We start from the raw sequence: 25460 nt of genomic DNA on the forward strand, positions 1-25460 counted from the left end.
CGCATATAAAATTATCAAGATTGGTAATGGTTTTTTTTTGATATTTGACGATAACAAAATTACTACTAATACTCTCAATTGATGGAAATAGTTTTCGAAGAGACCAACTACCCGCTGGAGTCGCTCAACGACTTACAAAAAGGTTATCCAGAAGCAAGTAAGCTGATACATTTCATCAAATCCTGGATTCATGGAAACTCGAGTTTTGAATTTCAAACTTCGGGTTCCACCGGTATCCCGAAAACAATAACTATAAGCAAAGACCAAATTATCGCGAGTGTTCACGGAACAACAAGTTTTTTAGGTCTAGAAAAAGACCACAAGGCTCTGATTTGCCTAGATCCAAATTTTGTTGCCTCTATGATGATGGCCGCTCGATGCCTTATTAACGATATGGATTTGTTATTAAAAAGACCTAGCTCCAACCCATTGCAATCAGTTGAAGAACCCATTGATTTTGCCTCTTTTGTTCCTATTCAGATATATAAAATGATTGAAGATGGGACGATTGACCAATTGGGTGAAATCAAAAATATACTCATTGGCGGGGCTCCTTTAACTCAATCCGCTTTTAATCGTCTAACCGAGATAAACACGAATATTTTCGTCACATATGGCATGACAGAAACCGTCAGCCATATTGCGCTGATGCCTGTTAAGGGAAATTATTCAGAAGCATTATTCAAAGTATTGCCAGGCATACAGATTGGACAAGATGAGGAAGGTTGTCTATATATAACTGGGCAAGTCACTCAGGGTCATATCATACAAACCAACGATATAGTAGAGTTACATGATTCGGACAAATTCCGATGGCTGGGTAGACGAGATCATGTAATCAATTCCGGAGGCATTAAAATTCATCCAGAGCAATTGGAGAAATCTATTGAAACCCTTATCAATTCTGATTTCATTATAAGCTGGAAATCTGATTTACAATTAGGAAGTGAATGTATAATTATCACCGAAAGGCAGCGATTATCAAATGACCAATTGAATGAAATTGAAAAAGCCATCGCAATGGATTTTTCAAAATACCACATCCCCAGACAATGTATAGAAATAGATGCATTCGAAAGAACCGATTCCGGAAAGGTCAAACGAGAAGAAACTCGAAAAAAAGCCTTAGGTCTACTTTAGCTTATTCAAGATCATCCTCAGACCTTCTAAAGTTAAATTGACATCCATTTCATCAAAGAGGTCATGAAGTGGTTCAAAAATAAAGGACAGCCCACCGGTTGCAATGACTTTAGGAGTCTCCCCCATTTCTACCTTTATCTGTTCGACCATATGACGAATCATTCCCACATACCCATGCATGATTCCTGCTTGAAGGGCTTCCACTGTATTATTGCCCAATGTTTTGGACGGAATTTCCAATGGAATTTCCGGTAAACGTGCGGTATTCGAAGACAATGATTTCATAGCCGTACGAACACCAGGAGCTATGGCTACTCCTAATATTTCCCCTTGATCATTCACACTGGTAAAAGTCAAAGCCGTTCCAAAATCTACCACGATGGCACTTTGTTGAAAACGATCAAAAGCTCCTACTGCATTAGCCGCCAAATCAGAACCCAACTCATAGGGGTCAATATTTCCTAAGGAAAGCTGCTGAAGCAGTTCACCATCAACTACCTTAATTTCTCCTTCATAAAACTGATCAAACACTTCTAAAATCACTGGTGTAAGGTCAGGTACAACGCTACTCAAAACCACTTGCCGAACAGTAGGTACAGGAACATTTTCTTCTAAAAGAAAATCTCTCAAGCGCTTTTCATATTCGGCAGTTTCCATTTCCAGATTGGACGGCACTCGAAAGATATGTTTCCACTCCTGATTATAAAAACCAACTACCACATCCGTATTCCCTATGTCTATAGCAATCGTCATGCGTTCGTTTTCACTACTACTTTTCCGGTTGATTTTCCACTTTGAAAAAGCTTAATGGCATCGTGCATTTGATCAAACTCAAAAGTTTGACCTACCATAGGCTTTCCCAAATCAAGTTTAGCCATATCCTTTAATAGGTCATCCATAACATCTACTTTTTCATACAGCCAGATCAGATTGAATCCCATCACGGATCGGTTCTCCTGAATCATTTGCTGAGGATCAATCTTAGGCCTTGTAAGGAATTTCCAAAGGAGCTTAAGATAATTAGGTTTGGAACCAGGAGAAGCAAACTGAGAGGCCCCAACCACCACCATTCTACCTTGCGGGGCTAATAGGTTATATCCTGCTTTGAAAATCTCTCCGCCTATGGTTTCTACAATGAGATTTAATTCTCGTCCATCAAGGGCTCGCTCTAGATCTTTTTCAAAGTTTTTGCTTCGGACAATTTTTCCATCAAAACCTTCAGCTTCCAGCACATTCATTTTGTTATCACTACCAATGGTTCCAATAGTATAAGCCTCATAACATTTCGCAATCCGGTTGGACATAATGCCCACGCCTCCAGCACCACTATGAATGAGTACGGTATGTTTTTTTTGAAGTCCTCCTAAAAACACCAAAGCATAATACGCCGTCATACCTTGCACCAGATACGCCGCGCCCTCTTCATAGGTCCAATCATCAGCTAATGGTACAATATGGCGATCATCAATATTAAGATGGCTGGCATACCCCCCAAATCGCGTCACACCCATGATTCGATCGCCTTCTTTGAACCCCGCCACTTCAGGTCCAACTTTTGTGATTTTCCCTGAAAATTCTAACCCAGGAACAAAACTCCCTTTTGGGGTAGCGCTATATAGGCCATGAATGGCAAAGACATCCGCGAAGTTGAGACCTATGGCATGCACCTCCACTTGCACTTCGTTGGATTTCGGCTCTTCGAGTGACTCTGTGACTAATTTTAGATTTGAAGTAGAACCAACTTTGTCGATCCGATAGGCTTGTCTTTCCATGTCTTGTTTCTTTTATTAAGCAATGCCAAAGATTGGGAAAATCTTATTAAAGAATCCCACATGCTCAATATTTCTATTTTCACTAACTTAATGTCTATGAAATTGACAACAAACAGATTGAACTTGACGCCAATTTCTTCTACAGACAGTCTTTGGTTTCACGAGCTAAATATTAATCCACAAGTCCGTAAATATTTATGGAATGATGAGGTGATTTCCGAGTCTTTGGCCAATGATATTATCAACGAATCCATACGTCTTTTCAATGAAAACCAGTGGGGTCTGTGGAAAATTGATAGTGCAAAAAATCAAATTGGCTACGCTGGACTTTGGAATTTTTTCGATGAACCTCAACCTCAGTTGCTGTATGTGATAGACCCCAAACACACAAGAAATGGCTATGCAAAAGAAGCCAGTCAATCGGTCATTAAGCACACTTTTGAAAAATTGAAATTCAACTATCTCATCGCTTCAATGGACGAGGCCAATATTGCATCGATAAAAGTTTGTGAAAGTCTCAACATGTCAAAAAAAGAAACCAAAAAAATAGATGATAGCCCTATTGTTTTCTATCAAATAGATAACCCTACTTATTAGGTGTTAAATCAAAAACTCTAGAAATATTAAAACCAATATGAATATCACCATCAGACCAGCTACCAGTGGTTTCTGATATGAAGCCCTGTTCGATCATGGATCTTGAGTTGGTCAGGTGTATTTGGAAAACGTGTCCACCGGTTTCAATATCTACACCAAATGATAAGGCATTAGTCACCTCCGGTCCTTTCTCTGTTACTTGAGGGAACCATTCTGCATTGATAGCTACTCGTTTGCTGATCTTGTATCGGCCGCCAACGCCTAATGCAATTACATCATTGGGGTACTCTCCAGATGGTACTAAATTCCGATGAATGAAAGTGGGCATAAATTGAAGAGACAGATTGGTATTCATCTTCCGAGAAACCAACAGTTGGAAGGTAGAATACAAACGATCGCTAAATGGGTGATCTATAGTCGGGTCACTGAACGCGCCGTCGCCAGTCTTAATGGCCAAACTTGTGAAAGCCACTAAGGAAACTGGAACAGACTTCTTACCAGTCTGTTGAATCAATATTTTATACTTTATCGAACCATCTACAACTTTCTGAAATGACGAACGGCCAATACCCACATTTAACCGATCGGTAACCCCGTAATCTAAACCCAAACGAATGTAGGCATCGTCTAGTCCATAAAACTGCTCAATGCCTTGATTGACTGTGCCGAATCGGTGAGAAATTACAAAATCCAATATCCCGGCCGATCGCATCTCCGTGGTTTGTCCGCTAATCAACCTTGTACTTTTGAAGGTAGCCTCTACTTCTTGATCCTTTTCTTCCTCAGCTAATAATGACATGAGATCATCTTGTGCAAACACAGAAAATGAGCAAAAAAGAAAAAATAATGTTAAGCGTCTCATAAGTTTATTTGGTTAATGGTTTGTATTCAAAATGAACAGTGACTTCTACGGTATCTGCGATATTGTAAAACAGTGCCTTAGGAATTTTGATTTTATATTCGGCCAGCGCCACTGGAAACACGCTATCCACGATCAATTGATCATTTTGAATATTTAGTTTGGCTGGAACCTCCACATACTTTGTTACGCCATGAATAGTCAAATCACCTGAAGCCATTACCTCTCGTTCTCCCTCAAACAGCACCCAATTTTTCACCTTGCCAGTAAAGGTGGTTTTTGGATATTTCTCTGACTCCATATAGCTTTCATTGAAATGCTCTTGCATCAATGATTTTTTGAACTGGAACTGATTACTCGGTACAGAAAAGGCAAATCCACCGTTGGACAAATCGATGGCACTTTTGGCTTGATTATTAACGGCTTCAATATCTTCTACAGGTGCGCTGGAATAGAAATGTACGCGACTTTGATCACTTATATACTTCTGAGCAATAGTTGAAAACCCACAAAGAAGAAATACAAATAATACGATTGGCTTTTTCATAACTTAATTGTTTAGAGCGCCATCATCCACCCAACAAACAATAGCTTCGATTTCTGCATCTGTCAACACATCATCTTTCGGCATGCTACCATTGAGCACCCTAGTTTTGATTGACTCAGCATTTTTTTGAACATTATCGAATACTGTCAAATTCACTCTACCTGTGCCGCTCACGTGACAATCTGTGGTAGCACAGCTACCGATAATGATTGACTCCACACTATTTTCATAACTAATACCAGACAAGACTTTGATGCCTTTCACATTGATACAACCCGTCCCATCCTTCACGCTTACTTGATAGGTGCCCGATTCTAGCCCAGAAAACGAAGTAATAGATCCAAACGCACCATTTTCTAACCGATACTGATAACTTCCATCACCTCCCGAAGCAGTAACGCCTATAGACCCGTTTGCTGAACCACATCCTGCCACAGCTGTAGATGCACTAAATGAAACCGTATTTTCATCACCTGAGACAATGACTTCTAAAGTGGCTTCACAACCATTGGCATCTTTTACCTCAGCCAAAAATGGACCGCCTAGCGATACGCCATTAAACTCTGTTAAATCCTGAAATGGAGAACCATCAAATCGAAATAAATAAGGTCCTTCTCCTCCAATAGCTTCCAGAGTTATGCTGGCTCCTTCGTTACAATCTGCATTTTCATTACCTGAAACAGTCAATTCCAAATCAGAAAGATTGCAATCAACCTCTTGATTGTCAGAACAAGCAAAGCATACAATTACTATCAATGTAAAAATTCCAATTCTCATAAGCATATAACAGTCAATACATGTACATACACGTATCTACGAAGTAAAGTTTCTTTTCAGATTTCAACAAAATTTAATTTACAGAAGCTGCCTGCATCAAAAGGCCACAAATATAAGCTGCATAGGTGCCCAAGGTATAACCTAATACAGCCAACAAGACACCCACTGGAGCTAACGACGGATGAAAAGCGGCTGCCACCACTGGTGCTGAGGCAGCTCCACCTACATTCGCCTGACTTCCTACAGCTACGAAGAAGAATGGTGCTCTGATCAACTTAGCTACGCCTAGAAGTAAAATCACATGAACCAACATCCAGATGATCCCAACCAAAAACAATCCTGGAGATTCAAAAATTGCCATCACATCCATGTGCATCCCAATAGTAGCAATAATCACATAGATAAACGCGCTGCCTACACGAGTAGATCCTACCCCTTCCAAATTCCTATATTTGGTAAAAGAAAGGCTGAGTCCTATTGCGGTTGCAATTACAACGATCCAAAAGAATCCACTAGTCAGACTATATGTGGCCAGTTCAGGATAGTTAGTAGCTAAGAATGGTGCAATGATATCGCTCAGCAAATGAGCAATTCCTGTGGCACCCGAACCGATCGCCAAAATGGTCATAAAGTCTGTTAACGTAGGCATCTTCGCAATACTTGCACTGTAAGCTTCTATTCTATGCTTTACATCATCGATAGCTGACGAATCGGCTTTAAATATTTTATCAACCATTTTTGACTTCCCAGCACCGATCAGGATAACAGCCATCCATACATTCGCGACTAAAATATCTACCGTTACCATTTTAGAGAAGATGACATCACCGACCTCAAATACTTCCTTCATGGCAGCCTGATTAGCACTACCACCAATCCAACTTCCAGCTACGGTCGTCATGCCACGCCAAACATCTTCTGCGCTTGCACCTATCACATCCGGAGCAATCCAGCCCATCACCAATAATGCAATTGGACCTCCTATCACAATACCAACGGTCCCAGTAAGGAACATGATGATAGCTTTTGAGCCCAGTTTTTTTATCTCCTTGAAATTGGTACTAAGGGTTAGCAATACTAAAGCTGCAGGTAACATATATCTGGATGCCACAAAATACAGTTTAGAATTATTGCCATCTATAATACCCATGGAATTGAATACTGAGGGCAGAAAATAACACACCAGTACAGATGGGAAAATTCCATAAAACTTCTTCCAAAAAGGATGAGATGAAGCGTTAGTTTTGAATACAATTCCCAATAAAATCATTAGGAGTCCAAAGACCACCGCATCGTTGGTAATCATAGCTGTAGATTCGTTCATTTTATACTGTTTATGTTGTTAATTATGGTTGCAAATTCACTGAGGATCATCGCTGTGGCTCCCCATACGACCTTATCCTCAATATCAAAATAAGGTACCTCTACATTGATTCCACTGTAGAAGGTCATTTGCTTTTGTTTTCTTTTGGTTTCGTCGTTCAAGACATTGACATCCGCTATTACTAGCTCTTCTACTTCTTTCTCTTCCAGGACAAATCGAGGAATTTTCGAAAGCACGCCTACCACAGGTAGGATATTGAAATTACTCGGAGGAACGAACAATTCTGACAACTGACCTATCACTTCGACATCGTCCATGCTTACACCAATTTCTTCCTGAGTTTCACGCAAAGCAGTATAAATCAAATCCTTATCGTCTTCTTCGTACTTACCTCCTGGCAAGGCTACCTGCCCACTATGGACACCAGGATATTGTGGCCTTACAATAAGGGGAAATTGAACCTTGTCATTTTTTTGATAGAGCAAGATCATGACAGCACTCTGGCGTGCCTTCTTGGCGCTATCTCTATCGAACCGTTGTGAGACATCTGGTAGTGGAGCCATCTCTTTCTGTGCTTCGATCCCCAAAGGTTCGGCTTTCAGCGCGGTTTTTAGTGCTGTTTTAAATGTCTGCCAGTTACTACTATCAATCAACTTTTAGGTATTTATCCAATTCAAAAAATAATTGCGGACTGACAAACATATCAAGATAATTATTAACTTAGTTCTACATCATTAAAAACCTTATGAGTGAACTTCCTTCCTATGTCAGTGGCGTTTTTCTAGCTACAGTCGCTGCCACCTTTGGGTTCCTTTATTACGGTATCAAACTAGCCCAAAAGAACAAATCCAGCAACCATGCGGTAGTCGCCTCGACCTTTATCATGGTCTGGCTTTTTTTGATAGCCCTTCTGGCACTTTATGATTTTTTTCTGGATTTCGATGCGATGCCTCCAAGGCTCTTTTTCGTTTTGCCTCCGCCAGTTATTGCAATTATTATCCTGCTATCTCTCAAGGGATCCAGAACATTCTTGATGCAAATTCCAATTACGACACTCACCTACTTGCACATCATACGTGTACCTATTGAGATTGTGCTCTGGTGGTTGGCAGGCAGTCAACTGGTGCCTTACTTGCTTACTTTCGAGGGCGTCAACTATGATATTCTCTCTGGTATTTCTGCGCCCTTCGTGGCTATTTTTATGGTGGGACTAAGGAGTAAAAATCGAATTGGAGCCATCCTTTGGAATTTCATCACACTTGGCTTACTAATCAATATTGTTGGCCATGCCATCCTGGCTGCTCCTACCCCTTTTCAGATGTTCGCGTTTGATCAGCCTAATGTTGCGGTATTCCACTTTCCATTTATTTGGTTGCCCGGCTTTGTAGTTCCAGCCGTGCTATTTGCACATATGGTGAGCCTAATGAAGCTCTTCGCCAAAGAAGGGGAACTACGGTGATTCCCCCATTTTATTTTAAAATCCTTTTTTGAAATGGCAGAGACTGAATTTTCTGCTTATTTTGATGATTCATTATGGCATTAAACAAAGAATACGTCAAACTCATCTTTGGAATCAAACTGAAGCAGTTGAGACAAAATCATGAATTGTCGCTTCAGCAATTATCAGACCTTTCGGGAATTTCCGTTTCCTATTTGAATGAGATTGAAAAAGGTAAAAAATATCCAAAGTCAGAAAAACTCATTGCTCTGGCTGAGGCTCTCAAAGTAAAACCTACTGAACTAAAGTCAGAAGTGCTCAATAAAAAATTGGCACCAGTATCTCGACTGTTACATTCTGGCATTCTTTCGGAATTGCCGCTTGACTTGTTTGGATTAGAACTGTCCCGGCTGCTGGACTTGTTGTCCAATGCTCCTTCAAAACTCAACGCCTTTATCGGCACCTTGCTGGAAGTGAGTCGTAATTATGATGTGAGAGTAGAGACGTTCTATTTCTCCGTATTGCGTAGCTATCAGGAGATTCATGAAAACTTCTTCCCGGAGATTGAAGAAGCTGCAGAACAATTTTCCGAAGAAGTAAGACTATTGGCGGGTAAGTATATCCCTGAATCGGAGTTTGAAGATTACCTGACCGAAAAGTACAACTACAAACTCGTCAGCAACGACTTTACTGAACACGCCTCTTTGAGTGACTTACGAAGTCTAATGATTCAAGAGAAGCGAAGAAAAAAATTGGTACTCAATAGTGAATTGAGTCAGCGGCAGAGAGCATTTTATCTGGCCAAAGAAGTGGGTTTCAACTTCCTGAAATTCAAGCAGCGAAACACGGCCACTCCCTGGGTGAAGATTGACAATTTTGATCAGGTACTCAATGATTTCAAAGCGTCTTATTTTGCCTCAGCGGTTTTGATCAATAGAAAAAATTTCCTTCAGGATCTTCAAGACTTTTTCTCTAATGAGCAATGGAATCAAAACATTCTGATTGACACCATGCGCCACTATAATACGACGCCAGAGATGGTTCTTCAGCGCATGACCAATCTACTACCGGAATATTTTGGCTTTCATGAATTATTCTTTTTTAAATTCAACCATAGGCCTGGCACAGATCACTATCACCTAGGCAAAGAGATGCACCTCTCCAGAACCAACCAACCAAGGGGCACGACGTTGCAAGAGCACTTCTGTAGAAGGTGGAAATTTATCACCATGCTGGACGAGTTGGAAGAAATTCACAAGACTAAACCTGGAGAGATCATCGGCGGCGCACAAATCGCTCGATATATAGATACAGGCGAGGAGTTTTTGCTATTGTCGCTAGCCAAACCCTTCACGCCTACCAAGGGGATGAACAACAGCTTGGCACTCGGCATCAAACTTGATGAAAAGGTGCGTAACACCATTAAGTTTCTAGGGGACAAAGCCATTAAGACCCAGCTCGTGAACGACACCTGCGAACGCTGCATGGCACAGAACTGCAAAGTCCGTGCTTCCCCTCCTTATGTTTATGAAAGACTAAAAAAAGAAGAGGAAAGAAAGGAGATTTTGGAAAGCTTTAACCCAAAGTAGTACTTTGAAAAAGTAAGTCAACTATATCAAGTCATGAATTATTATTTGCTAACCGCTGCCATCCTTTGTTTCCTGTTAGGTTTGATACACTCATTTCTTGGTGAGTTTTTGATTTTCAAAAACAAAAGAGAGAAGGGGACATTTATTCCGAGTCAGGTGAATCAAGACCTGAAAGAACGACATCTGCGAATTTTATGGGCCACTTGGCATTTGGCCTCAGTTTTCGGTTGGTGTATTGGGGCTATACTTATCAAGATTTCCATAAACCCAAGCGATTCAAGCTCCTCATTTACGAATTTCATTATTCTGTCGGCTATGTATACCATGTTTATGTCTTCCGCTCTGGTTTTAGTGGGTACCAAAGGCAAACACCCTGGATGGGTTGTACTAATAATTATTGGGACATTGTTGATGATGGGAGTATAAAACGTAACCCACCACTTGAGCTAGTCGAGTTAATAGTTTGTTATTTCCTATTCAAGAACTTCGAATCAGTTTTGAATTACAGATCTACAAACATCACCACATCTTGAACCTTCGATGCATTTTTATTTTCATGGGCAGGGTCTATGAAATGGTCTTTTGACTGAAGGGTGAATCTACTCACCTCATCATGAAGTGCACTAGCCACTGCAGAAAGCTCACCCGACTTAGCGCGAAAGACTTTCATTCCAGACCGAAGCTCAGTTGCTGAAACTGCCATTTCTTCAGTACCGGCCGCGCTTTGTTCGGCGATCACCACGATACTTTCCGTGATCTTAGCGATCTCTTTTACTTCAATTTTTCGGTTTTTGGTAGCCTTCAAGATTTCTTCTGAAAGTTTCAAAGTATCATGGGACGACTCTTCCATTTGCTCAAAGACTTCTCTGGCTTTTAGTGACGTTTTTTCTCCGTCAGCTACACTAGCATTCATATCTTCAATGGCTTGCGCCGCTGCACTGGTACCATCTTGCACGTCTTTTATGAGCTTTTCTATCTCTCTTACAGAACTGCGAGAACTATCTGCCAGTTTTCTAATTTCTTCGGCCACCACAGCAAAGCCTCTTCCAGCGTCTCCTGCTTGAGCGGCTTCTATGCTGGCATTGAGTGCCAGCAGATTTGTCTGCGTAGCAATTTCGTTGATCAGTCTTAGCACGCCGGAAATTTCCTTGGATCGATCTTTTAGTGTCTTCACTGTTTCAGAAGTTTTACTCGTAAGTAGGATGATGTTGAGCATGTTTTTCTCTACATTCTTGACCATCTCTACACCTTGAGTACTACTATTGACACCATGCTTTGCCGAATGATAAATTCGCTCAGATCGATGTCCCATATCGTCGATCGAGCGCAAAATGCTATCGACTAAAATCGACGATTGGTCTACTTTTACCACTTGGTTCTGTGCACCCTGACTCATTTGATCTGTAGCTGTGGCTATTTCATTCATACTCCGATTCATCTCATCGCTGCTCAAGTTCATTTCTGAGGTAGAGTCGTTGACCACTTCGGCATTCTGTGATATTTTACTAAGCACTTCATTCAGATTATCTAGTGCAGTATTGAGGTTGTCTGACAATGTTTTTATCTGTCCATTGCTGTCTTCACTGTATCTCACTGTCAAATCGCCCTTCGACATGGCATTCACTATTTTATCCATCGTTTTGATGGGAGTGGCAAATGCCTCTAGCAGTGCATTGATGGATTGACTCAAGTCAAGCCAAAATCCAATCATATTAGACAAGTCTATTCTGCTTTCGAGGTCGCCCCTCTCGCCGGCAGAAGCTACCACGTGATTGATTTGATAGACTACGGTAGAAAGGTTCTGGCGCATGTGCACCAGACTTTTACCCAGAATATCGTCAGACCCTAGCAGCTCCAATTCTGCATTAAAATTACCTTCACCAATGGACTCTGCAAACTGAGATTTGTCCTTCAGACCTTTGGTCAACACATTGAGCGCTTCGTGCGCCTGCCCCAATTCATCACGTGAGTTCACTTTGTGAGCCTTGGGAAAACCACCTTTGGCCAAGGTCAACGCATTGAATTTAATCAGATTGATATTTCGCGTGATTTTATTGATGTGATAAGTCAGCACAATCCCACCAGTGAGTAAAATCATACCAAACAATAGCACCAGTGCCCAGGAACTTTTAGCTATCTCAGCGGTAATGTGTTTATTGTTGGAAGCCACGATATCATCCATATATGGAGTAAACTGATGGATAGCCTCACGCAATTTCCCATGCAATCCGTCCGTTTCGTCTAACCCTATCTTTTGTTGGATGTCAACTACTTTTTTGAATCCTGTTTGGTATTGGCCTAGCTTTACTAAAATCTCCTGTTTCTTTGACTGACTACCGTTCAATTGAGCCAAATGGTTTTTGAAATCAATAATCCCTTGTTCGAACTTACCCAGGTATTTCATGTCTTTTCTTAAGAAAAAATCCTTTTCGTGCCGACGAAGCATCAGCATATAATATTTATCATAGACAAATTCTGCATCCTCCACCTCATGAATGGCCTGCCTTAGCTGTCCCTCCAAACCATGATCTTTAAATCCTTTTTCTCTGATCATTTCTGCCAAAGTATTGAATGCTGAAGCATAATTTCCCAACAGCATTTGCATGCTATCTATTTTTACCGACTCAATTCGGTGACTTAACCTTAGGCTGTCCGTTTGTTCAATTAGTTGAGAGACTCGTTCATTAAGCGCTGAAAGGTATTTACTTTTTCCTTTGGTAATGAATGACTCGTTTTTATAGTCTCTAGCTAGAAAATCCTTTTCATGCTTCCTAATTTCCAATACACGGAGTTGGATGGTTTGCAAAGACTCTTTGGTCTCATGAAGCTCTCGAATGTTCTGGAAAGTAAAATAAGTCCATATACCAAAAATCAATGTCAGTGCATAGGGAATGAGAAATTTTCCCGACAAGCCTCTAAATAAATTCATAGCCTTCTCCTCAGATGATGTTAATAATTCCACGGCTAAAATAAATTGGCTATGCTATCATGAGGTTAATGGAATATTAAGTTTTGATTGTAAAAGGCTAAGGCTAGAATATGACTATTTTTGATCTAATTCATGCGAGACCTTCTTACTTATAAGTCTAATCCTTCGAAGAGAATTTTTCAGCTGCTATTGTTGATTTTAGCCGGCGAATCCATTTTCTTTTTACCCTTCGTTTTGGCTCGTGTATTCCGCCCCACCTTTTTAGCCGTTTTTGAAATCACTAATCTGGAATTGGGTACATTATTCTCCATTTACGGAGTGATTGCGATGATTTCTTACTTTTTTGGCGGTCTACTGGCAGATCGTTTTCCTTCTAAGACACTGTTGGTCACGGCACTCACAACTACTGGTCTGGGTGGCATAGCACTGAATTTTACCACCTCTTATTCGGGGCTATCCTGGCTCTACGCCTTTTGGGGATTAACCACCATTTTACTCTTTTGGGCGGCGCTCTTGAAAACCACAAGAATTCTAGGCGGGCAAGATTTTCAAGCCAGAGCATTTGGGCTACTGGAAGGAGGAAGAGGACTCATAGCGGCATTCGTTGGCTCTATAGCTGTGAGTATTTTAGCCTTTTATCTTCCTGCTGATGATTTGCCAACTTTAGCTGAGCAACAATTTGCCTTTCGACAAGTCGTGTTTTTCTTTTCTGGTTGGGTGATTTTAGTAGGAATTCTAATTGCCATTTTCCTGAAAAACTCCTCTTCCAATTCTAACCAAACGACAAAGCGCATCACTTGGCATGAGTTCAAATTGGTAATGCGTAAGTCAATAATTTGGTATCAAGCGGTTATTATTATTTGTGCCTACACGGGCTACAAAGTGACTGATGATTTTTCCTTGCTGGCCAGTGATGTGTTGGGATTCTCTGATGTTGCCTCCGCTCAAGTGGGAGCTATGGCACTTTGGATGCGCATGATTACCGCTATTGCCGCAGGTTTTCTGGCAGATCGAATAGGTCAATCATCTAAAGTAATTTCCTGGGGATTTGGTATCATGATAGTTAGTGGAGTGGTGATAGGTTCTGGATTACTACCCAATCAACCTACATTTTTCTATCTTTTGTCCATTACAACTACATGCTTGGGGGTATATGCTGTTCGAGGGTTATATTTTTCCTTAGTTCAAGAGGCTCACATTCCACTAGCAATCTCTGGCACCGCTATCGGCTTCATATCTGTAATAGGGTTTACCCCAGACATTTTCATGGGTCCTTTGATGGGTTATTTACTTGATGAATATCCAGGTGCACTGGGTCATCAAATGGTGTTTTTGGCCTTGGCTGGTTTTGCTTTTATTGGCCTTTTAGCTACGCATCAATTCAGAAAAGTCAAATCCTATTAAACCGCTTTTCCCAGTATGTGTAGCATTCTAAAATGACTTTTAATTGCATCGAAGAAAGTAGGGAATTCATTGTATTGAATATCAAAATCTTGAGCCGTACCACGCACAATATCTGAGATACTTTCATAATGTACATGGCAAATATTAGGAAACAGATGATGCTCAATCTGATAATTCAATCCCCCAATCAACCAGGAAAAAAGTCTCCCTTTCTTAGCAAAGTTGGCGGTCGTATTCATTTGATGAATAGCCCAGCAATTATCTATACTTCCATTTTCATCAGCTTGATAAAACAATGTTTTGTCTAATACATGAGCTGACTGAAAAATCAAGGCAAGGATAATCCCGCAAATAAAGTGCATGATAAGAAAGCCAATCAATACTTGCCACCAGGGCATACTCAAGATCAACATGGGTAAAGCCAAAGTAGCCCCCAAATAAATGATCTTATTCAACGTAATTTGAAGCACCGCTCCATTTAACGTCACCCCTTGACCTGAAAGTAGATTGTTTTTATTGAATCTTGATATTTGCTCAAAATCCTTGCTGAAAGTCTTATATAAAGAAAGTAATCCATACAAAAACGGAGCATAATAGGCTTGGTATTTATTGATATTTCTTCTTGGTTGATTCGGTGAAAACCTTAAAATCTGGTTATTCAAATCTTCGTCATATTCGTGCACATTCGTGGACGAATGGTGCAACACATTGTGCTGAATTTTCCAGGTAATATGATAAGAGCCAATCACATTGAGCAAATACCCTAACCAACTATTTACAGACTTCTTCTTAGAATAGGCTCCATGATTGGCGTCGTGCATGATGGACAATCCAATCCCACACATACCTAAACCCATAACACTCCATAGCAACAGCATCATCCAAAATGATTGGATCATACCGGAAACGAGTATCATGAAAGGAATAAAATACAACCCAAGCATGAAAGCAGTTTTTAACTGCATATTGGTATCGGCAAATTTTGAGATTTTTTTATCCAAAAAATACTGATTGACTCGCTCCTTCAATTCACTCACAAAATCCACTTCTATGGACCTATCAAACCTCACAACTGCTTTCCTCATATTCTTCTTAATGCTACCAACTCGGAAGATACGGGAACTAGACTTACCAAGGGCTAACATTATGAGAATATCGAGGAGTTATCTGGATAATGCTTAAAAAATGAGGTTTCGAAGGATTAACCTCTTATTTGAATTCAATCATTTTTTTTATTTATCTCTTTAAGTATTTGTGCTAACATTTGATTAAACACATCAGGCTGTTCAACCATCGGAAAGTGTCCGGTTTGGCTCATTTCAAAAACACTATACTCCAGGCCAGTATTTTGGAGGCCAACCGTATCAACCGGTGACATATCACTGGATATAAGAAAGAGCGGGATATTCAAATTTGTCAATCGTTCTTGTTCAGAATAGGGATAATCCAAATAAGTCTGAATGGCTGGGATAGAAGTTTCTGGATTGGCTGCTCTGTAGTCGTCCACAATCCTCTTTCTAACCAAACTATCCGCCCCCTCATAAATCAGGTACTGATCTACATAAACGGATGAATTATTGGCAAAATCAGCTTTCAGCCATTCTACAAAACCATCGGCTTCTGCTTTCAATTCGTCATTCAGCTTTTGCTGAACTTCTTTGTAATTATCCACCCCAATCAAAGCAATAACCTTATCATTGTCCTGAGCAGCCTCCAAAATGATGCGACCACCCATCGAATGTCCAATCAACATCACTTTTTTTGATTTAAGGTGATTAATCAAAGCATTGATGTCCTTAGCAAAAGAGTCAATGGAAAATTGGCCTAAAAGGTTCTTAGAACTACCAAAGCCTGGTAAGTCCATAGCTACAATTTTATAATCTTTGCTAAATTCGTTTTGCTGTGCGTCCCAGTAGGACTTGTTGATATTCCATCCATGCACAAATAACAGTGTTATTTCCCCTTCACCAGAAATGTTGTAGCTAATTTCTGATTGTTCTGTTTTGAGTACTTGACTGAAAATTGAGTCTGAGCCTGCCTTATCCGACTGGCATGAGTAAAGGCACAGCATGGCAAATAATAAGTGTAAAACAAGTTTCATTGTTAAAAGTTTAGATCAAAAAAAGACCCGCTGGTTAAACGGGTCGAACTAATATTCTCAATGTCATTTCCGGCAATAGGGTTGCTTAGCTGTTGTCTGCTTGAAGACCAAGCACCTCAACGCCTTGTTTGAAAACTATATCTCTAGGAATGCCCGCCTCTCCTACTCGATCTAAGTCTTTTTGCAATTCGGGTCCGACAATTCCTTTTTCTTTAAATAAGGCATCGACACCAGCATAATCTCCGTCTCCTTGTAATTTCAAAATCACACCAGACAAAGAATTCATAGCTGCTTGAAACTCATCAAAATTCACTTTATAGGTTCCCTTCTCAGGATTGTAACTAAATGCATTTAGTTCCTTGAAATAGTTAAATCGAATCATATTGGCTTTACCGTGCGCACTGCTTGCTCCAAACCTAACCGATCTGAATATTCCAGCAAGAAAAGTAGTGTAGTAGTCCATCAGCTCCCCTTCGATTTCTCCTTTTTGCTGCAATTGTGTGACCATATAGAGACCAAGGATGTCAGCTTTGCCCTCTTCCAATGCAGAACCATGCTCTTTAAGTGCTTGTCTTACCGAACCACTCCCATCAATGGTATTCTTTATACCCAGTCCATGTGCCACTTCATGAAACATGGTATTGGCAAAAAAAGCATCGAATGTCACATGCTTTCTTTGCGACTCGTCAATCAGCAAGTTATTGATAGGCACCATGATCTTATCAAACTTGGCCCGCATCGCATTCTTCAATTGAAGTCTACGTGTCCCTTTTTCTAGCTGAACTCTTTCATCATTTGGAAGGTTAATAGCGATAGTCTTTCCACCTGAGTTACAATCACCTGCATAGTAAATCACATCATAGGCATTCAGATCAGAATCTGTTCCCGGAGACTCCTTTTTATATTCATTTGATACCGGAAGGTTCTCCTGCAATTCTGGTAAGAAGGAGACAAATTTTGCCAAACGCTCGCTCCATTCCATGTCTTTAATCAATACATAAGCCTCATGTGCAGCTTTGTAGTTGTACAATTTGTCCTCGTAATTCTCTATAGGCCCCACTACAAAATCAATCATATTGGACTTCATATCCATCCAAGCTAAATCACTAGCGAGATAATCATCTGACAATAAGGCGTCAGCTCTTAAATTTAAGTAGGCTTTAAAACCGCTATCCTCAGCTAACTCTGCTGCTTGTCTAAGCAAATGCGCGGCTTGTTTTACTTCCTTCGCGAAAGCCTCATTGAATGGAACGGCATATAATTCACCAGCCTCATTCCTTCGAATCAAAGTATAAAGACTGGTTTTGTTCGGATCATCGAAAGCTTCAAACTCCTCTTTTGTCATATCGACAGGGTAATACTGCGCTCCCGCCGGTTTTTCACCAACCCCTTTCACAAATGATTCATCAGCTCTAAGTCGATCCCAAGGGCCATAATTTATCGTTGCGAATTGTTTAGTTGCCTCATCTGGCAGACTGCTAAGCAAGGCATTCTTATCTCCATAGGCTTCCTTCCAAAAAAGGTCATCCATTATTTTAGACACTTCTATTAGAATGGGAATCATTTGACGCTGATTGTCAGATAAATGGCTTAAATCAGCTGTCAACGTATATTCTGAGTACTCATTCACCCGTGCTGACATATCGATTGACGGGGTTTCTTCTGGTGTTTCTTTAGGCATACAAGAGAAAAGTGTGGCTCCCAAAGCCAGACAGACACTAATTTTTTTCATTTGGATCATGTTTTTTTGTGGATGGTGAAGATAACAAATGCAGAGAGTAAATTAAAAAGCCAACTAAGTCTGATTTGAACTAATCCAAGAATTATATCGTTTACTTTCAGTAAAAATGCCATTTAGGTACGTTTTTTGCTAAACAAAACGAAATGAATTGGACAAAACCCAGATATTTAGAAAAATCGGGTTATATTCCATTTAGAAACTTATAATCAACAATTCACGTTGATTAGAGATGTAAACTAGAAATATTAAGTATGGCGATGGAGCAAAAGCAAAAAGGAAGACCGGCAACTAAACCGGTAGCATTGAAAGAAGGATACTACATTGAATTAAGAACAAAAGGGTCTAGCTCAGCTATCAAGCTGCGCAGAAATAGCATGGCCGAAATCGAATTCGCTACTAAGCAATATGAGAAAAGTAAAATTGTAAACTACCTAGGCCAGGTAAAAGATGGTAAATGGGTAGATGGCAAAAATAAAGGCAAGAAAACCTCCTCTTAATTATTAGTTAAAGGTATTTAGTCACATCTATAACCTTCATTCCTGCGGTTTTCGCTGCTTGGATGCCTGGTTTCCCGTCTTCAAATACTACACAGTCTACTGGATCTACATTGATCAACTCTGCGCATTTCAGAAATGTCTCTGGATGTGGTTTGTATTGGACAACTTCTGTAGCCGTAACAACATGGGTGATATATTTTGAAAGATTGAACCGCTCAAAAAGTTCGTCTACAACTTTTCTATTGCTTCCCGTACCTACTGCCATTGGAAGTTTGTTTTGGTAGTCTTTGATAATTTCAAACACAGGAGATATCAACTGAATTTTATCAAGATTGCTTTCTACAAATAACCGCTTCATTTCAAGCGCCTGTTCAATATCAAAGTCTTTGATTTGGTAATCCTTCTCAATCATTCTCATGGTGTCCTTTGTAGGGATTCCCCCTCGACTTTCAAAGACATCTTTTGGATAATCAATTCCATAGGGGGCTAAGGCATGATTATAACCTTCATGATGCAGGGGCATAGAATCCAGAATGGTTCCGTCTAGGTCGAAAATCAAGCCCTTGACTCCCGAAGGAATTGGAATGGTAATAGTTTGCATTGGTTTAATTTTGTCGCAAACCTAATGGGAAAGGGAACAACATACAATTTCAAATTGTTAGCCTATTGTTAATTTGTAATTTTCTAAAAAAACATGATCGATCTTCGAATAACTACCAAATACGCAGAAGAATTAGAATGGAAGTCTCTTCTTGAAGAGTGGTGCGCTTCACATAAAATTACGACAGATCAATCGCTGATAGAACCAGAACTTCATGAAGGTAAGACCATAGTGATCGGAATAGATTCAATCGAAAAATTCCTAAAAGAATACAAGGCATTTATGGATGATTGGAATGACTGTAGGTGCGACAAGTGGATGGATTCCTAATCAATCCGAATGAACCAAGTAAAAGTAGGTCTCATCGCTCTCAGAAGAATAAAACGTTGCATTTTTCCCGAATACAGTAGTAATAGATTCTGTATAACAATCATCTTCGATAATACATTCCAATAAGCTCATTGAATTGAGTAAATATTGATAAGACACTTTGGGTGAGCCATGAGCTCCATATAATGTATAGCTCTCATCAATAATTGTAAGAAACTTTTCCATACTTCTTAAATAGGTTCTTAAATCCCCAGCATCGAAAGCAAACAAAGCACCGCTATATAAGAAGTCCCCTGTAAAAACTGATTTCTTTTCGTGGTCTATAATTACTACAGACTCATCCGTATGACCTGGCAGGTTAACCAATTGAATGTGTCTGTCTCCTAAATCAATATCGGAGTTTAATGGTAACCATTCACTTACAGAGATCGAAGTAGGCCTTGAACCAACAAACAGCTCTGAACTACTGAATTCATAAACATCGTCTTCGTTCACACCCTCGAAAAGGAAAGATAATTTTGGTAAGGCAATCTGATCAAATTCATTGACATTCTGATTGTGATCAAAATGAAAATGCGAAAGCAAAAGTGTCACTGGAAGATCAGTAAGTTCCTTCACTTTATACATCATTCGACTACCATCCTGTCCTTTATTTTCACCCGTCCCTGTATCAAACATGATCGCGCGCTCTGATCCAGTAATCAGATAACTTACATTGCCTTGAGAGCTTTTAGGCTCCTGTAAAGCCCAGGTTCGATTGTCAATCGATGAAACGACATACCAATCCTCTACAGGATCAGGTATTGATACTGAGTCATTATCCTTTGAACATGCGAATGATAATAAAGTGAATAAAAGAATAGCATAGGTAGGTTTACACATCATTTGTTAGGTCAAAAGTGAATCGGCGTAAGATAATAATTTCGATATATATACCCTCTTTAATGCTCTATGCCCATTGAATATGTCGCTACTTTGACTGTTTTTGGAGCAATGAAAACAATGAAACGGGAGTCAATCCAAGAAATCTCTGAAGCTTGTTCAACTGAAGTGTTTGATCTTTCACCAATTCCTCATAGCTCAGTGAAAGTAGGTCATGCTGATTGAGGGCTTTCAGCACTTTGCTTCTGTTTTCATTTGATTTGTAGACATGCAAGTCAAATTCTTTTTCCTCGAAGGGCACTTCAATTTCCTTATTCATTTTCCCACCACTCCAATCGCCTGTTTTTTCGGCAGTTTTTAAAGAGTGAAAAGTTGCCCGAATATCTTCACGGCTAAGGTCAATTACCTTAATCTTCTTGTTGGAAACTAACTCATCAAACACATAAAGGAATCGACTCTCACATAACTGTTCGTAGAAAATTTTACAACCAATGGCCTGAATAGATGAGTGATGGCTACGCCAAATTGTTGGTTCTAGTGCAGAAATGTTATCTTTTTCACTAAGCACTTCGCCATAAGATAGTATCTGTGGATTGGAATTCAATAAAGTATGTAGCCACGTTGAACCCGTGCGTGGGTCACATAGAATTATAAAACGCTGGAAATCATTGGTTCGATTAAAAGGCCACTTTCTCAGCAACCACTTTCTTTTAAGCACCAGTTGTGTTTTCCAATAAATTCTACTTAAGAACAAAACTCTATCAATGTTAATTTTTTACCGATTATTCGGTGTGCCTTTCATATTGTAGGGAACACATGCTAAGTTAGTAGTTAATGACCAAGATCAATTCAAGTCTTAGTAAAGAGGTAAAATGAAAATACTTAAATGGATTATAGTTGCTACCGCTTGCTGCGGGTTTATTGCTGCAGTTCTCACCTATTACCCAAAATTGGTGATCATGTCCGGATACGCGGCCAAAATAGTTTGTTCCTGCACATTTATCGGTGAGATGGATGAGGAAACAATCATCAACAAGGAATTGAATTTCAAACCGCTTCAGTTGATCACATTTAAAATTGATAAAAACAAAAAGACTGCCACAGCTTCTGTATTCGGGCTTCATCCGAAGACGGCTGTATATAGAGAAGGATTAGGTTGTGCGCTACTTACCGATCTAAAAGCTAATGAAGCCTTCAGCAGTGATTTCACTCTTCACGAACAAAAACACGACAGCTTAATACATTGGTTCGAAAAAAGAACAGTCTCTACTACCTCATCATTGGCAAAGGCCATCAATGATGCCTTTATCGAAAATGACCCTAATTCCCCGACAAAAAACACACGAGCCGTTGTAATTCTACACAAAGGTCAACTCATTGGTGAACAATATGCTACCGAAGTGAATCAAGATACCCCGCTATTAGGCTGGTCAATGACTAAAAGTTTGACCTCAACCCTGTTCGGCATTCTATCGGATAATGGTGATTTAGACATCAATGACAAAACAAACATTCCAGAATGGCAAAACGATAGCAGATCAGAAATCACGTGGAAACATCTGCTGCAGATGAATAGCGGACTAAGATGGAAGGAAGATTATACCGACCTCAGTGATGCAGTTACCATGTTGTTCAATAGCGACGCTATAGGTCAATATGCTAAGAGCGTACCTGCAGAATCAAAACCAGGAACAGTTTGGAATTATTCGTCGGGAACAAGTAATATCCTATCCAGTCAAATGAAGAATTATTTTGGCTCTCAAGAGAATTATCTCAAGTTTCCATACGATAGCCTTTTCGGTCGATTGGGCATGTATAGCATGAGGATAGAGACAGACGCCACCGGGGATTTTGTTGGTTCTTCTTATGCATGGGCAACAGCTCGAGATTGGGCCAAGATTGGCCAACTCTATCTTCAAAATGGAGTTTGGGAAGGCGAAGAAATAATATCTCCAGAATGGGTTTCATTCATTCAAGAACCAGCAAATGGATCTGACCAACTTTATGGTGGGCATTTCTGGATCAACAGCGGAGGCCGTTTTTCTAATGTCCCTCTTGATGCTTATAGTATGAATGGCTTCCATAGTCAGCGCATCATGATCATCCCTTCTCTGGATCTGGTGATTGTCCGACTTGGCGTAACCTATAAGCGAGGAGATTTTGATTTTAATGATTGGTACGGGAAAATAATAAGTGCGGTAGAAAAAGACTATTAGTCTTCACAAATCAGCGAATCGTAGACTTCTTCACGATAGGCCTCTGAGAATAGCTTTGTACCGTTGGTATCGTAATATACTACTACATAAATATCTGCCTCAGATACTGCTGTTTCTGTGAAATACAACTGCGTTTCGTCATTCCCTAAATTGATCACATCGTGGAAAACGGTCGGTATAATCATGCCTTTTGCACTATGAAAAACCCCATATCCCTCTTCCTTTCGGATAAGGAGAATTTTTTCTTCTGGAGTATCCTTGATAAACTCAAAGTATCTTATCTCAGACAATGTTTTAGAGCCGTCGGTCATACTGACAATATTCCAACTCCCCTCCTTCAGTCCTAAAAAACTACTATCTGACCAATATTTTATTTGCTCGAATTCAGGCTCGACTCTAATTACGTTCAAGTTATCAAGCAGGCCATATTGACCATTTTCATTAACAATGAACATATTCTCATTGTAGGGTTTGATTTTCTCCTGGTAATCCATTCTTAGTAATACGCGATCTCTAAAGTTATACGCGCCAAATTTTCCATTATACAAAACTGGAGCCACCGCATTGTTAGCCTCACTAATTGCATCATACCTAATGCGCATGATCAAACGACCATCTAAGCCAACAGCCCCATACTTGTTGTACTTCTTTACATAAAAGGCGCTATCAGAAATATATCCAAGTTCGTCGCAAGTCAATCTAAATTGCTCCAATCCATTCTTATATAAGATATTTTCATCGCGCTCCTTGACTACCAAAAAATGTGTGTCAGTTTTTACTTTTGGTCCAATAGATTTGAGATACTGCCCCTCAGTGATCTCTACTACCTCCTTGTTTGGAAAAATTGCCAATCCATCCTTTCCCCTAAATACAATAGCTATATCCTCTCCTAATAGTTTCAATGAATCAACTCCAATAATGGGTTCATCGTAGATGTTTTTATTGTACACAAACCATTTCTCATTTCTTGTTAAACCTAACCATTCATCATTTTGCATGACACCCTGATAAGTATTGGCTGAAAGTTCTCCAAGTCTCGGGTCGAAAGTGGTATAGCCATCTGATAATTCAATTACCCACGTTTCATGTTTTGTATTAATTCTCTTAGTTGAATCTGGTGTGATAATTTTCAACTGATCATTCAGCAATACCTCGCTATCCTCCAGAAACCCTATGATATACTTTTCATTAATCCATTCAACTTCTTCAAAAGGTAGATTCAAATTAAAATTCACTCCCTCAAAACTCTTGATTTCAAGAAGATTAGAGACACCGAATTGTTCCCCCTTCTGGAACACCCAAAACGGACCCTTGATGTAAATATCATCGTATGTAGCTTGAATATATTTTTTTCCGGTCACAGACATCACACCATGCTTTCCCTCTACCTCAAAAACTAACAAACTATTCCCCAAAAGCTCAAGGCCATCATATTCTGCATTCAACAATCTAAACCCTGACTTGTGAATCAGTCCCACTTTCCTATCCTCTTCGACAGCCAATAAGCCACTACCAAGATCTTCTACTCGGCCATCAAACCCGTCAAAAACTACCTCTCCATTACGGTTGATCAACTGTCTCTCACCCGCTCTTTCTACCAACAGCAATTCATCAAGGATATTTCCGCAGCGGTATTTTTCATTCACTTTGGAAAAAGAATTAGCTAAGAATTCTTCACCATTTAAATCGAGAAATTCGAAACTTCCGTTCCGATGGGCCAACGAAATTGGTTTGCGATTAAGCCGTTTAAGCTGATGGACAGAATCTACAAAACTCGGCTTAATTACTAGTTCCTTAATCAGAGCCGAAAAGCTTGTCTCATCTAAATAGTAAAGCATACTTTGCGCACGTTGCGAAAGAACTGGATTATCATATTTTCTGAGAAAATCAATTATTCGACCAGGATTCAGCTCACCAACATAGTCTTCAAAAATTTTGCGTTCTATGGAATGGCGGTAAGGTGTTTGGGGTTCATCAAGGAGAAATTGCTCAAGATCTTCAATTTTCCCAGAGCTCGTTTTATCTTCAAATACAAGCTTATCATACTGGATTTGGGCTTTTTCAGCTTGAGCCGCATTTGGATATTCCTTCAAAAAGTCGGCATAGGCTCTCCAGTTGTGTGTAGCTTCAACCTCAGCAAATACCAACTGGTTTCGAATAGCCACGGCCTGATCGACATCAGCGGCATCATTGTAAATTTCTATAAAATGCTCGTAGGCTTCAATATCGCCTTTGTTAGACGCCACCACAAAAGCCATACTGTCAATAGCTATTTTTTTATTTTTCAGATCATATTCGAATAGATCAGCATCTTCCAATTCATCAAGGTGATCTTCATTTTGAAGCTTAATATGCTGACAGGCATATTCAATATAAAAATGTGCCGTATCTAAATGATACTTCGGGTAGTTCTCATTGGAATAAAGTAGTGCCCACATATACTCCGTAGCCGGATTCAGGCTATCATCCTCCATAGACTTCAGGAGAATATCTTCCACCTTTTCAAAATCACCCTTATCATAGGCGCGTAGCGCTTGCTTAGTTTTCTCAGCAAAAATATTCTCAGAAAACAATGAAAGGCCACATAATACCAAGAGGAAAACAAATCCTTTTTTCATATTGTCGCTAAAATACATAGAGTCATTGACACCATTGCACTAATATTCGGTGATCGATTTGATCTCAATTCTAAATTAGACTTTATACCATAAATTCG

24 protein-coding genes are annotated in these 25460 nt (G+C 39.8%); 9 read left to right on the plus strand and 15 right to left on the minus strand.

Annotated elements, in window-relative coordinates; genetic code table 11:
- Positions 1-81: 81 nt before the first annotated feature.
- Entirely contained in the window at positions 82-1140 is a 1059-nt protein-coding gene (locus R8N23_RS15015; RefSeq protein WP_318172428.1) for an AMP-binding protein, read from the plus strand.
- Here the strand turns inward: R8N23_RS15015 and R8N23_RS15020 are convergent.
- The gene (locus tag R8N23_RS15020; RefSeq protein WP_318172429.1) at positions 1132-1893 is read right to left on the minus strand and encodes a type III pantothenate kinase; all 762 of its coding nucleotides are present in this window, start codon (positions 1891-1893) and stop codon (positions 1132-1134) included. The genes R8N23_RS15015 and R8N23_RS15020 overlap by 9 nt on opposite strands.
- On the minus strand, positions 1890-2912 hold the full coding sequence (locus R8N23_RS15025; protein WP_318172430.1) for an alcohol dehydrogenase catalytic domain-containing protein: 1023 nt from the start codon (positions 2910-2912) through the stop codon (positions 1890-1892). Before R8N23_RS15025 ends, R8N23_RS15020 begins: the two co-directional genes overlap by 4 nt.
- Positions 2913-3008: 96 nt before the next feature.
- Between R8N23_RS15025 and R8N23_RS15030 the strand changes: the two genes are divergently transcribed.
- Positions 3009-3509, plus strand: a complete 501-nt coding sequence (locus R8N23_RS15030; protein ID WP_318172431.1) for a GNAT family N-acetyltransferase — start codon at positions 3009-3011, stop codon at positions 3507-3509.
- On the opposite strand, the gene R8N23_RS15035 is transcribed toward R8N23_RS15030, so the two are convergent.
- The 5 genes from R8N23_RS15035 to R8N23_RS15055 form a co-directional block, all read right to left on the minus strand.
- Positions 3499-4308: a DUF5777 family beta-barrel protein gene (locus R8N23_RS15035; protein ID WP_318172432.1), complete on the minus strand. Its 810-nt coding sequence runs from the start codon at positions 4306-4308 to the stop codon at positions 3499-3501. The genes R8N23_RS15030 and R8N23_RS15035 overlap by 11 nt on opposite strands.
- A gap of 67 nt (positions 4309-4375) precedes the next feature.
- A complete protein-coding gene (locus tag R8N23_RS15040; RefSeq protein ID WP_318172433.1) occupies positions 4376-4915 on the minus strand; it encodes a YceI family protein in 540 nt (179 codons plus the stop codon).
- A 3-nt stretch (positions 4916-4918) separates the two neighbouring features.
- Positions 4919-5692: a SprB repeat-containing protein gene (locus R8N23_RS15045; RefSeq protein ID WP_318172434.1), complete on the minus strand. Its 774-nt coding sequence runs from the start codon at positions 5690-5692 to the stop codon at positions 4919-4921.
- Positions 5693-5765: 73 nt separating this feature from the next.
- The gene (locus R8N23_RS15050; RefSeq protein WP_318172435.1) at positions 5766-7016 is read right to left on the minus strand and encodes a DUF819 domain-containing protein; all 1251 of its coding nucleotides are present in this window, start codon (positions 7014-7016) and stop codon (positions 5766-5768) included.
- Positions 7013-7669 carry a CoA pyrophosphatase gene (locus R8N23_RS15055; protein ID WP_318172436.1) on the minus strand — a complete coding sequence of 219 codons (657 nt, stop codon included), beginning with the start codon at positions 7667-7669 and terminating at the stop codon, positions 7013-7015. Before R8N23_RS15055 ends, R8N23_RS15050 begins: the two co-directional genes overlap by 4 nt.
- A 92-nt stretch (positions 7670-7761) precedes the next feature.
- Here R8N23_RS15055 and R8N23_RS15060 point away from each other — a divergent pair, with 92 nt between their 5' ends.
- The 3 genes from R8N23_RS15060 to R8N23_RS15070 all read left to right on the plus strand — a co-directional run bounded on the left by R8N23_RS15060 (position 7762) and on the right by R8N23_RS15070 (position 10469).
- Entirely contained in the window at positions 7762-8475 is a 714-nt protein-coding gene (locus R8N23_RS15060) for a hypothetical protein (protein WP_318172437.1), read from the plus strand.
- A gap of 74 nt (positions 8476-8549) precedes the next feature.
- On the plus strand, positions 8550-10043 hold the full coding sequence (locus R8N23_RS15065; RefSeq protein ID WP_318172438.1) for an XRE family transcriptional regulator: 1494 nt from the start codon (positions 8550-8552) through the stop codon (positions 10041-10043).
- A 33-nt stretch (positions 10044-10076) separates the two neighbouring features.
- Positions 10077-10469: a hypothetical protein gene (locus R8N23_RS15070; protein ID WP_318172439.1), complete on the plus strand. Its 393-nt coding sequence runs from the start codon at positions 10077-10079 to the stop codon at positions 10467-10469.
- Between the two features lie 76 nt (positions 10470-10545).
- Here R8N23_RS15070 and R8N23_RS15075 read toward each other — a convergent pair whose 3' ends face one another.
- On the minus strand, positions 10546-13005 hold the full coding sequence (locus tag R8N23_RS15075) for a methyl-accepting chemotaxis protein (RefSeq protein ID WP_318172440.1): 2460 nt from the start codon (positions 13003-13005) through the stop codon (positions 10546-10548).
- 99 nt (positions 13006-13104) lie between these two features.
- On the opposite strand from R8N23_RS15075, the gene R8N23_RS15080 reads away from it, so the two are divergent.
- Positions 13105-14376 carry an MFS transporter gene (locus R8N23_RS15080; protein ID WP_318172441.1) on the plus strand — a complete coding sequence of 424 codons (1272 nt, stop codon included), beginning with the start codon at positions 13105-13107 and terminating at the stop codon, positions 14374-14376.
- On the opposite strand, the gene R8N23_RS15085 is transcribed toward R8N23_RS15080, so the two are convergent.
- From R8N23_RS15085 to R8N23_RS15095, 3 genes are all read right to left on the minus strand, one after another.
- Positions 14373-15461 carry an acyl-CoA desaturase gene (locus R8N23_RS15085; protein WP_318172442.1) on the minus strand — a complete coding sequence of 363 codons (1089 nt, stop codon included), beginning with the start codon at positions 15459-15461 and terminating at the stop codon, positions 14373-14375. The two genes, R8N23_RS15080 and R8N23_RS15085, sit on opposite strands and share 4 nt — an antisense overlap.
- A 134-nt stretch (positions 15462-15595) precedes the next feature.
- Positions 15596-16477: an alpha/beta hydrolase gene (locus R8N23_RS15090; protein WP_318172443.1), complete on the minus strand. Its 882-nt coding sequence runs from the start codon at positions 16475-16477 to the stop codon at positions 15596-15598.
- A gap of 85 nt (positions 16478-16562) precedes the next feature.
- Positions 16563-18209 carry a dipeptidyl-peptidase 3 family protein gene (locus tag R8N23_RS15095; RefSeq protein ID WP_318172444.1) on the minus strand — a complete coding sequence of 549 codons (1647 nt, stop codon included), beginning with the start codon at positions 18207-18209 and terminating at the stop codon, positions 16563-16565.
- 260 nt (positions 18210-18469) lie between these two features.
- Between R8N23_RS15095 and R8N23_RS15100 the strand changes: the two genes are divergently transcribed.
- Positions 18470-18715, plus strand: coding sequence for a hypothetical protein (locus R8N23_RS15100; RefSeq protein WP_318172445.1), 246 nt, complete (start codon positions 18470-18472; stop codon positions 18713-18715).
- 7 nt (positions 18716-18722) lie between these two features.
- On the opposite strand, the gene R8N23_RS15105 is transcribed toward R8N23_RS15100, so the two are convergent.
- The gene (locus tag R8N23_RS15105; protein ID WP_318172446.1) at positions 18723-19316 is read right to left on the minus strand and encodes an HAD-IA family hydrolase; all 594 of its coding nucleotides are present in this window, start codon (positions 19314-19316) and stop codon (positions 18723-18725) included.
- A gap of 93 nt (positions 19317-19409) precedes the next feature.
- Between R8N23_RS15105 and R8N23_RS15110 the strand changes: the two genes are divergently transcribed.
- On the plus strand, positions 19410-19646 hold the full coding sequence (locus R8N23_RS15110) for a hypothetical protein (RefSeq protein WP_318172447.1): 237 nt from the start codon (positions 19410-19412) through the stop codon (positions 19644-19646).
- Here R8N23_RS15110 and R8N23_RS15115 read toward each other — a convergent pair whose 3' ends face one another.
- A complete protein-coding gene (locus R8N23_RS15115) occupies positions 19647-20531 on the minus strand; it encodes an MBL fold metallo-hydrolase (protein ID WP_318172448.1) in 885 nt (294 codons plus the stop codon).
- 85 nt (positions 20532-20616) lie between these two features.
- Positions 20617-21246, minus strand: a complete 630-nt coding sequence (locus tag R8N23_RS15120; protein ID WP_318172449.1) for a sulfotransferase domain-containing protein — start codon at positions 21244-21246, stop codon at positions 20617-20619.
- A 154-nt stretch (positions 21247-21400) separates the two neighbouring features.
- On the opposite strand from R8N23_RS15120, the gene R8N23_RS15125 reads away from it, so the two are divergent.
- Complete coding sequence (locus R8N23_RS15125; RefSeq protein WP_318172450.1) at positions 21401-22744, plus strand: serine hydrolase; 1344 nt, start codon at positions 21401-21403, stop codon at positions 22742-22744.
- Here the strand turns inward: R8N23_RS15125 and R8N23_RS15130 are convergent.
- Positions 22741-25362, minus strand: a complete 2622-nt coding sequence (locus R8N23_RS15130) for a hypothetical protein (RefSeq protein ID WP_318172451.1) — start codon at positions 25360-25362, stop codon at positions 22741-22743. The genes R8N23_RS15125 and R8N23_RS15130 overlap by 4 nt on opposite strands.
- Positions 25363-25460 lie beyond the last annotated feature (98 nt).

The sequence above is a fragment of the Reichenbachiella sp. genome, from assembly GCF_033344935.1.
Taxonomy (GTDB): domain Bacteria; phylum Bacteroidota; class Bacteroidia; order Cytophagales; family Cyclobacteriaceae; genus Reichenbachiella.

Bases quoted from the DNA above. Each gene is read 5' to 3' on its own strand.
- R8N23_RS15110 (WP_318172447.1), top strand. From the start codon at position 19,410: ATGATCGATCTTCGAATAACTACCAAATACGCAGAAGAATTAGAATGG.
- R8N23_RS15115 (WP_318172448.1), bottom strand. From the start codon at position 20,531: ATGATGTGTAAACCTACCTATGCTATTCTTTTATTCACTTTATTATCA.
- R8N23_RS15035 (WP_318172432.1), bottom strand. From the start codon at position 4,308: ATGTCATTATTAGCTGAGGAAGAAAAGGATCAAGAAGTAGAGGCTACC.
- R8N23_RS15100 (WP_318172445.1), top strand. From the start codon at position 18,470: ATGGCGATGGAGCAAAAGCAAAAAGGAAGACCGGCAACTAAACCGGTA.
- R8N23_RS15085 (WP_318172442.1), bottom strand. From the start codon at position 15,461: ATGAGGAAAGCAGTTGTGAGGTTTGATAGGTCCATAGAAGTGGATTTT.
- R8N23_RS15065 (WP_318172438.1), top strand. From the start codon at position 8,550: ATGGCATTAAACAAAGAATACGTCAAACTCATCTTTGGAATCAAACTG.
- R8N23_RS15045 (WP_318172434.1), bottom strand. From the start codon at position 5,692: ATGAGAATTGGAATTTTTACATTGATAGTAATTGTATGCTTTGCTTGT.
- R8N23_RS15130 (WP_318172451.1), bottom strand. From the start codon at position 25,362: ATGAAAAAAGGATTTGTTTTCCTCTTGGTATTATGTGGCCTTTCATTG.
- R8N23_RS15070 (WP_318172439.1), top strand. From the start codon at position 10,077: ATGAATTATTATTTGCTAACCGCTGCCATCCTTTGTTTCCTGTTAGGT.
- R8N23_RS15090 (WP_318172443.1), bottom strand. From the start codon at position 16,477: ATGAAACTTGTTTTACACTTATTATTTGCCATGCTGTGCCTTTACTCA.
- R8N23_RS15025 (WP_318172430.1), bottom strand. From the start codon at position 2,912: ATGGAAAGACAAGCCTATCGGATCGACAAAGTTGGTTCTACTTCAAAT.
- R8N23_RS15040 (WP_318172433.1), bottom strand. From the start codon at position 4,915: ATGAAAAAGCCAATCGTATTATTTGTATTTCTTCTTTGTGGGTTTTCA.
- R8N23_RS15125 (WP_318172450.1), top strand. From the start codon at position 21,401: ATGAAAATACTTAAATGGATTATAGTTGCTACCGCTTGCTGCGGGTTT.
- R8N23_RS15080 (WP_318172441.1), top strand. From the start codon at position 13,105: ATGCGAGACCTTCTTACTTATAAGTCTAATCCTTCGAAGAGAATTTTT.
- R8N23_RS15030 (WP_318172431.1), top strand. From the start codon at position 3,009: ATGAAATTGACAACAAACAGATTGAACTTGACGCCAATTTCTTCTACA.
- R8N23_RS15050 (WP_318172435.1), bottom strand. From the start codon at position 7,016: ATGAACGAATCTACAGCTATGATTACCAACGATGCGGTGGTCTTTGGA.
- R8N23_RS15095 (WP_318172444.1), bottom strand. From the start codon at position 18,209: ATGAAAAAAATTAGTGTCTGTCTGGCTTTGGGAGCCACACTTTTCTCT.
- R8N23_RS15020 (WP_318172429.1), bottom strand. From the start codon at position 1,893: ATGACGATTGCTATAGACATAGGGAATACGGATGTGGTAGTTGGTTTT.
- R8N23_RS15015 (WP_318172428.1), top strand. From the start codon at position 82: ATGGAAATAGTTTTCGAAGAGACCAACTACCCGCTGGAGTCGCTCAAC.
- R8N23_RS15060 (WP_318172437.1), top strand. From the start codon at position 7,762: ATGAGTGAACTTCCTTCCTATGTCAGTGGCGTTTTTCTAGCTACAGTC.
- R8N23_RS15105 (WP_318172446.1), bottom strand. From the start codon at position 19,316: ATGCAAACTATTACCATTCCAATTCCTTCGGGAGTCAAGGGCTTGATT.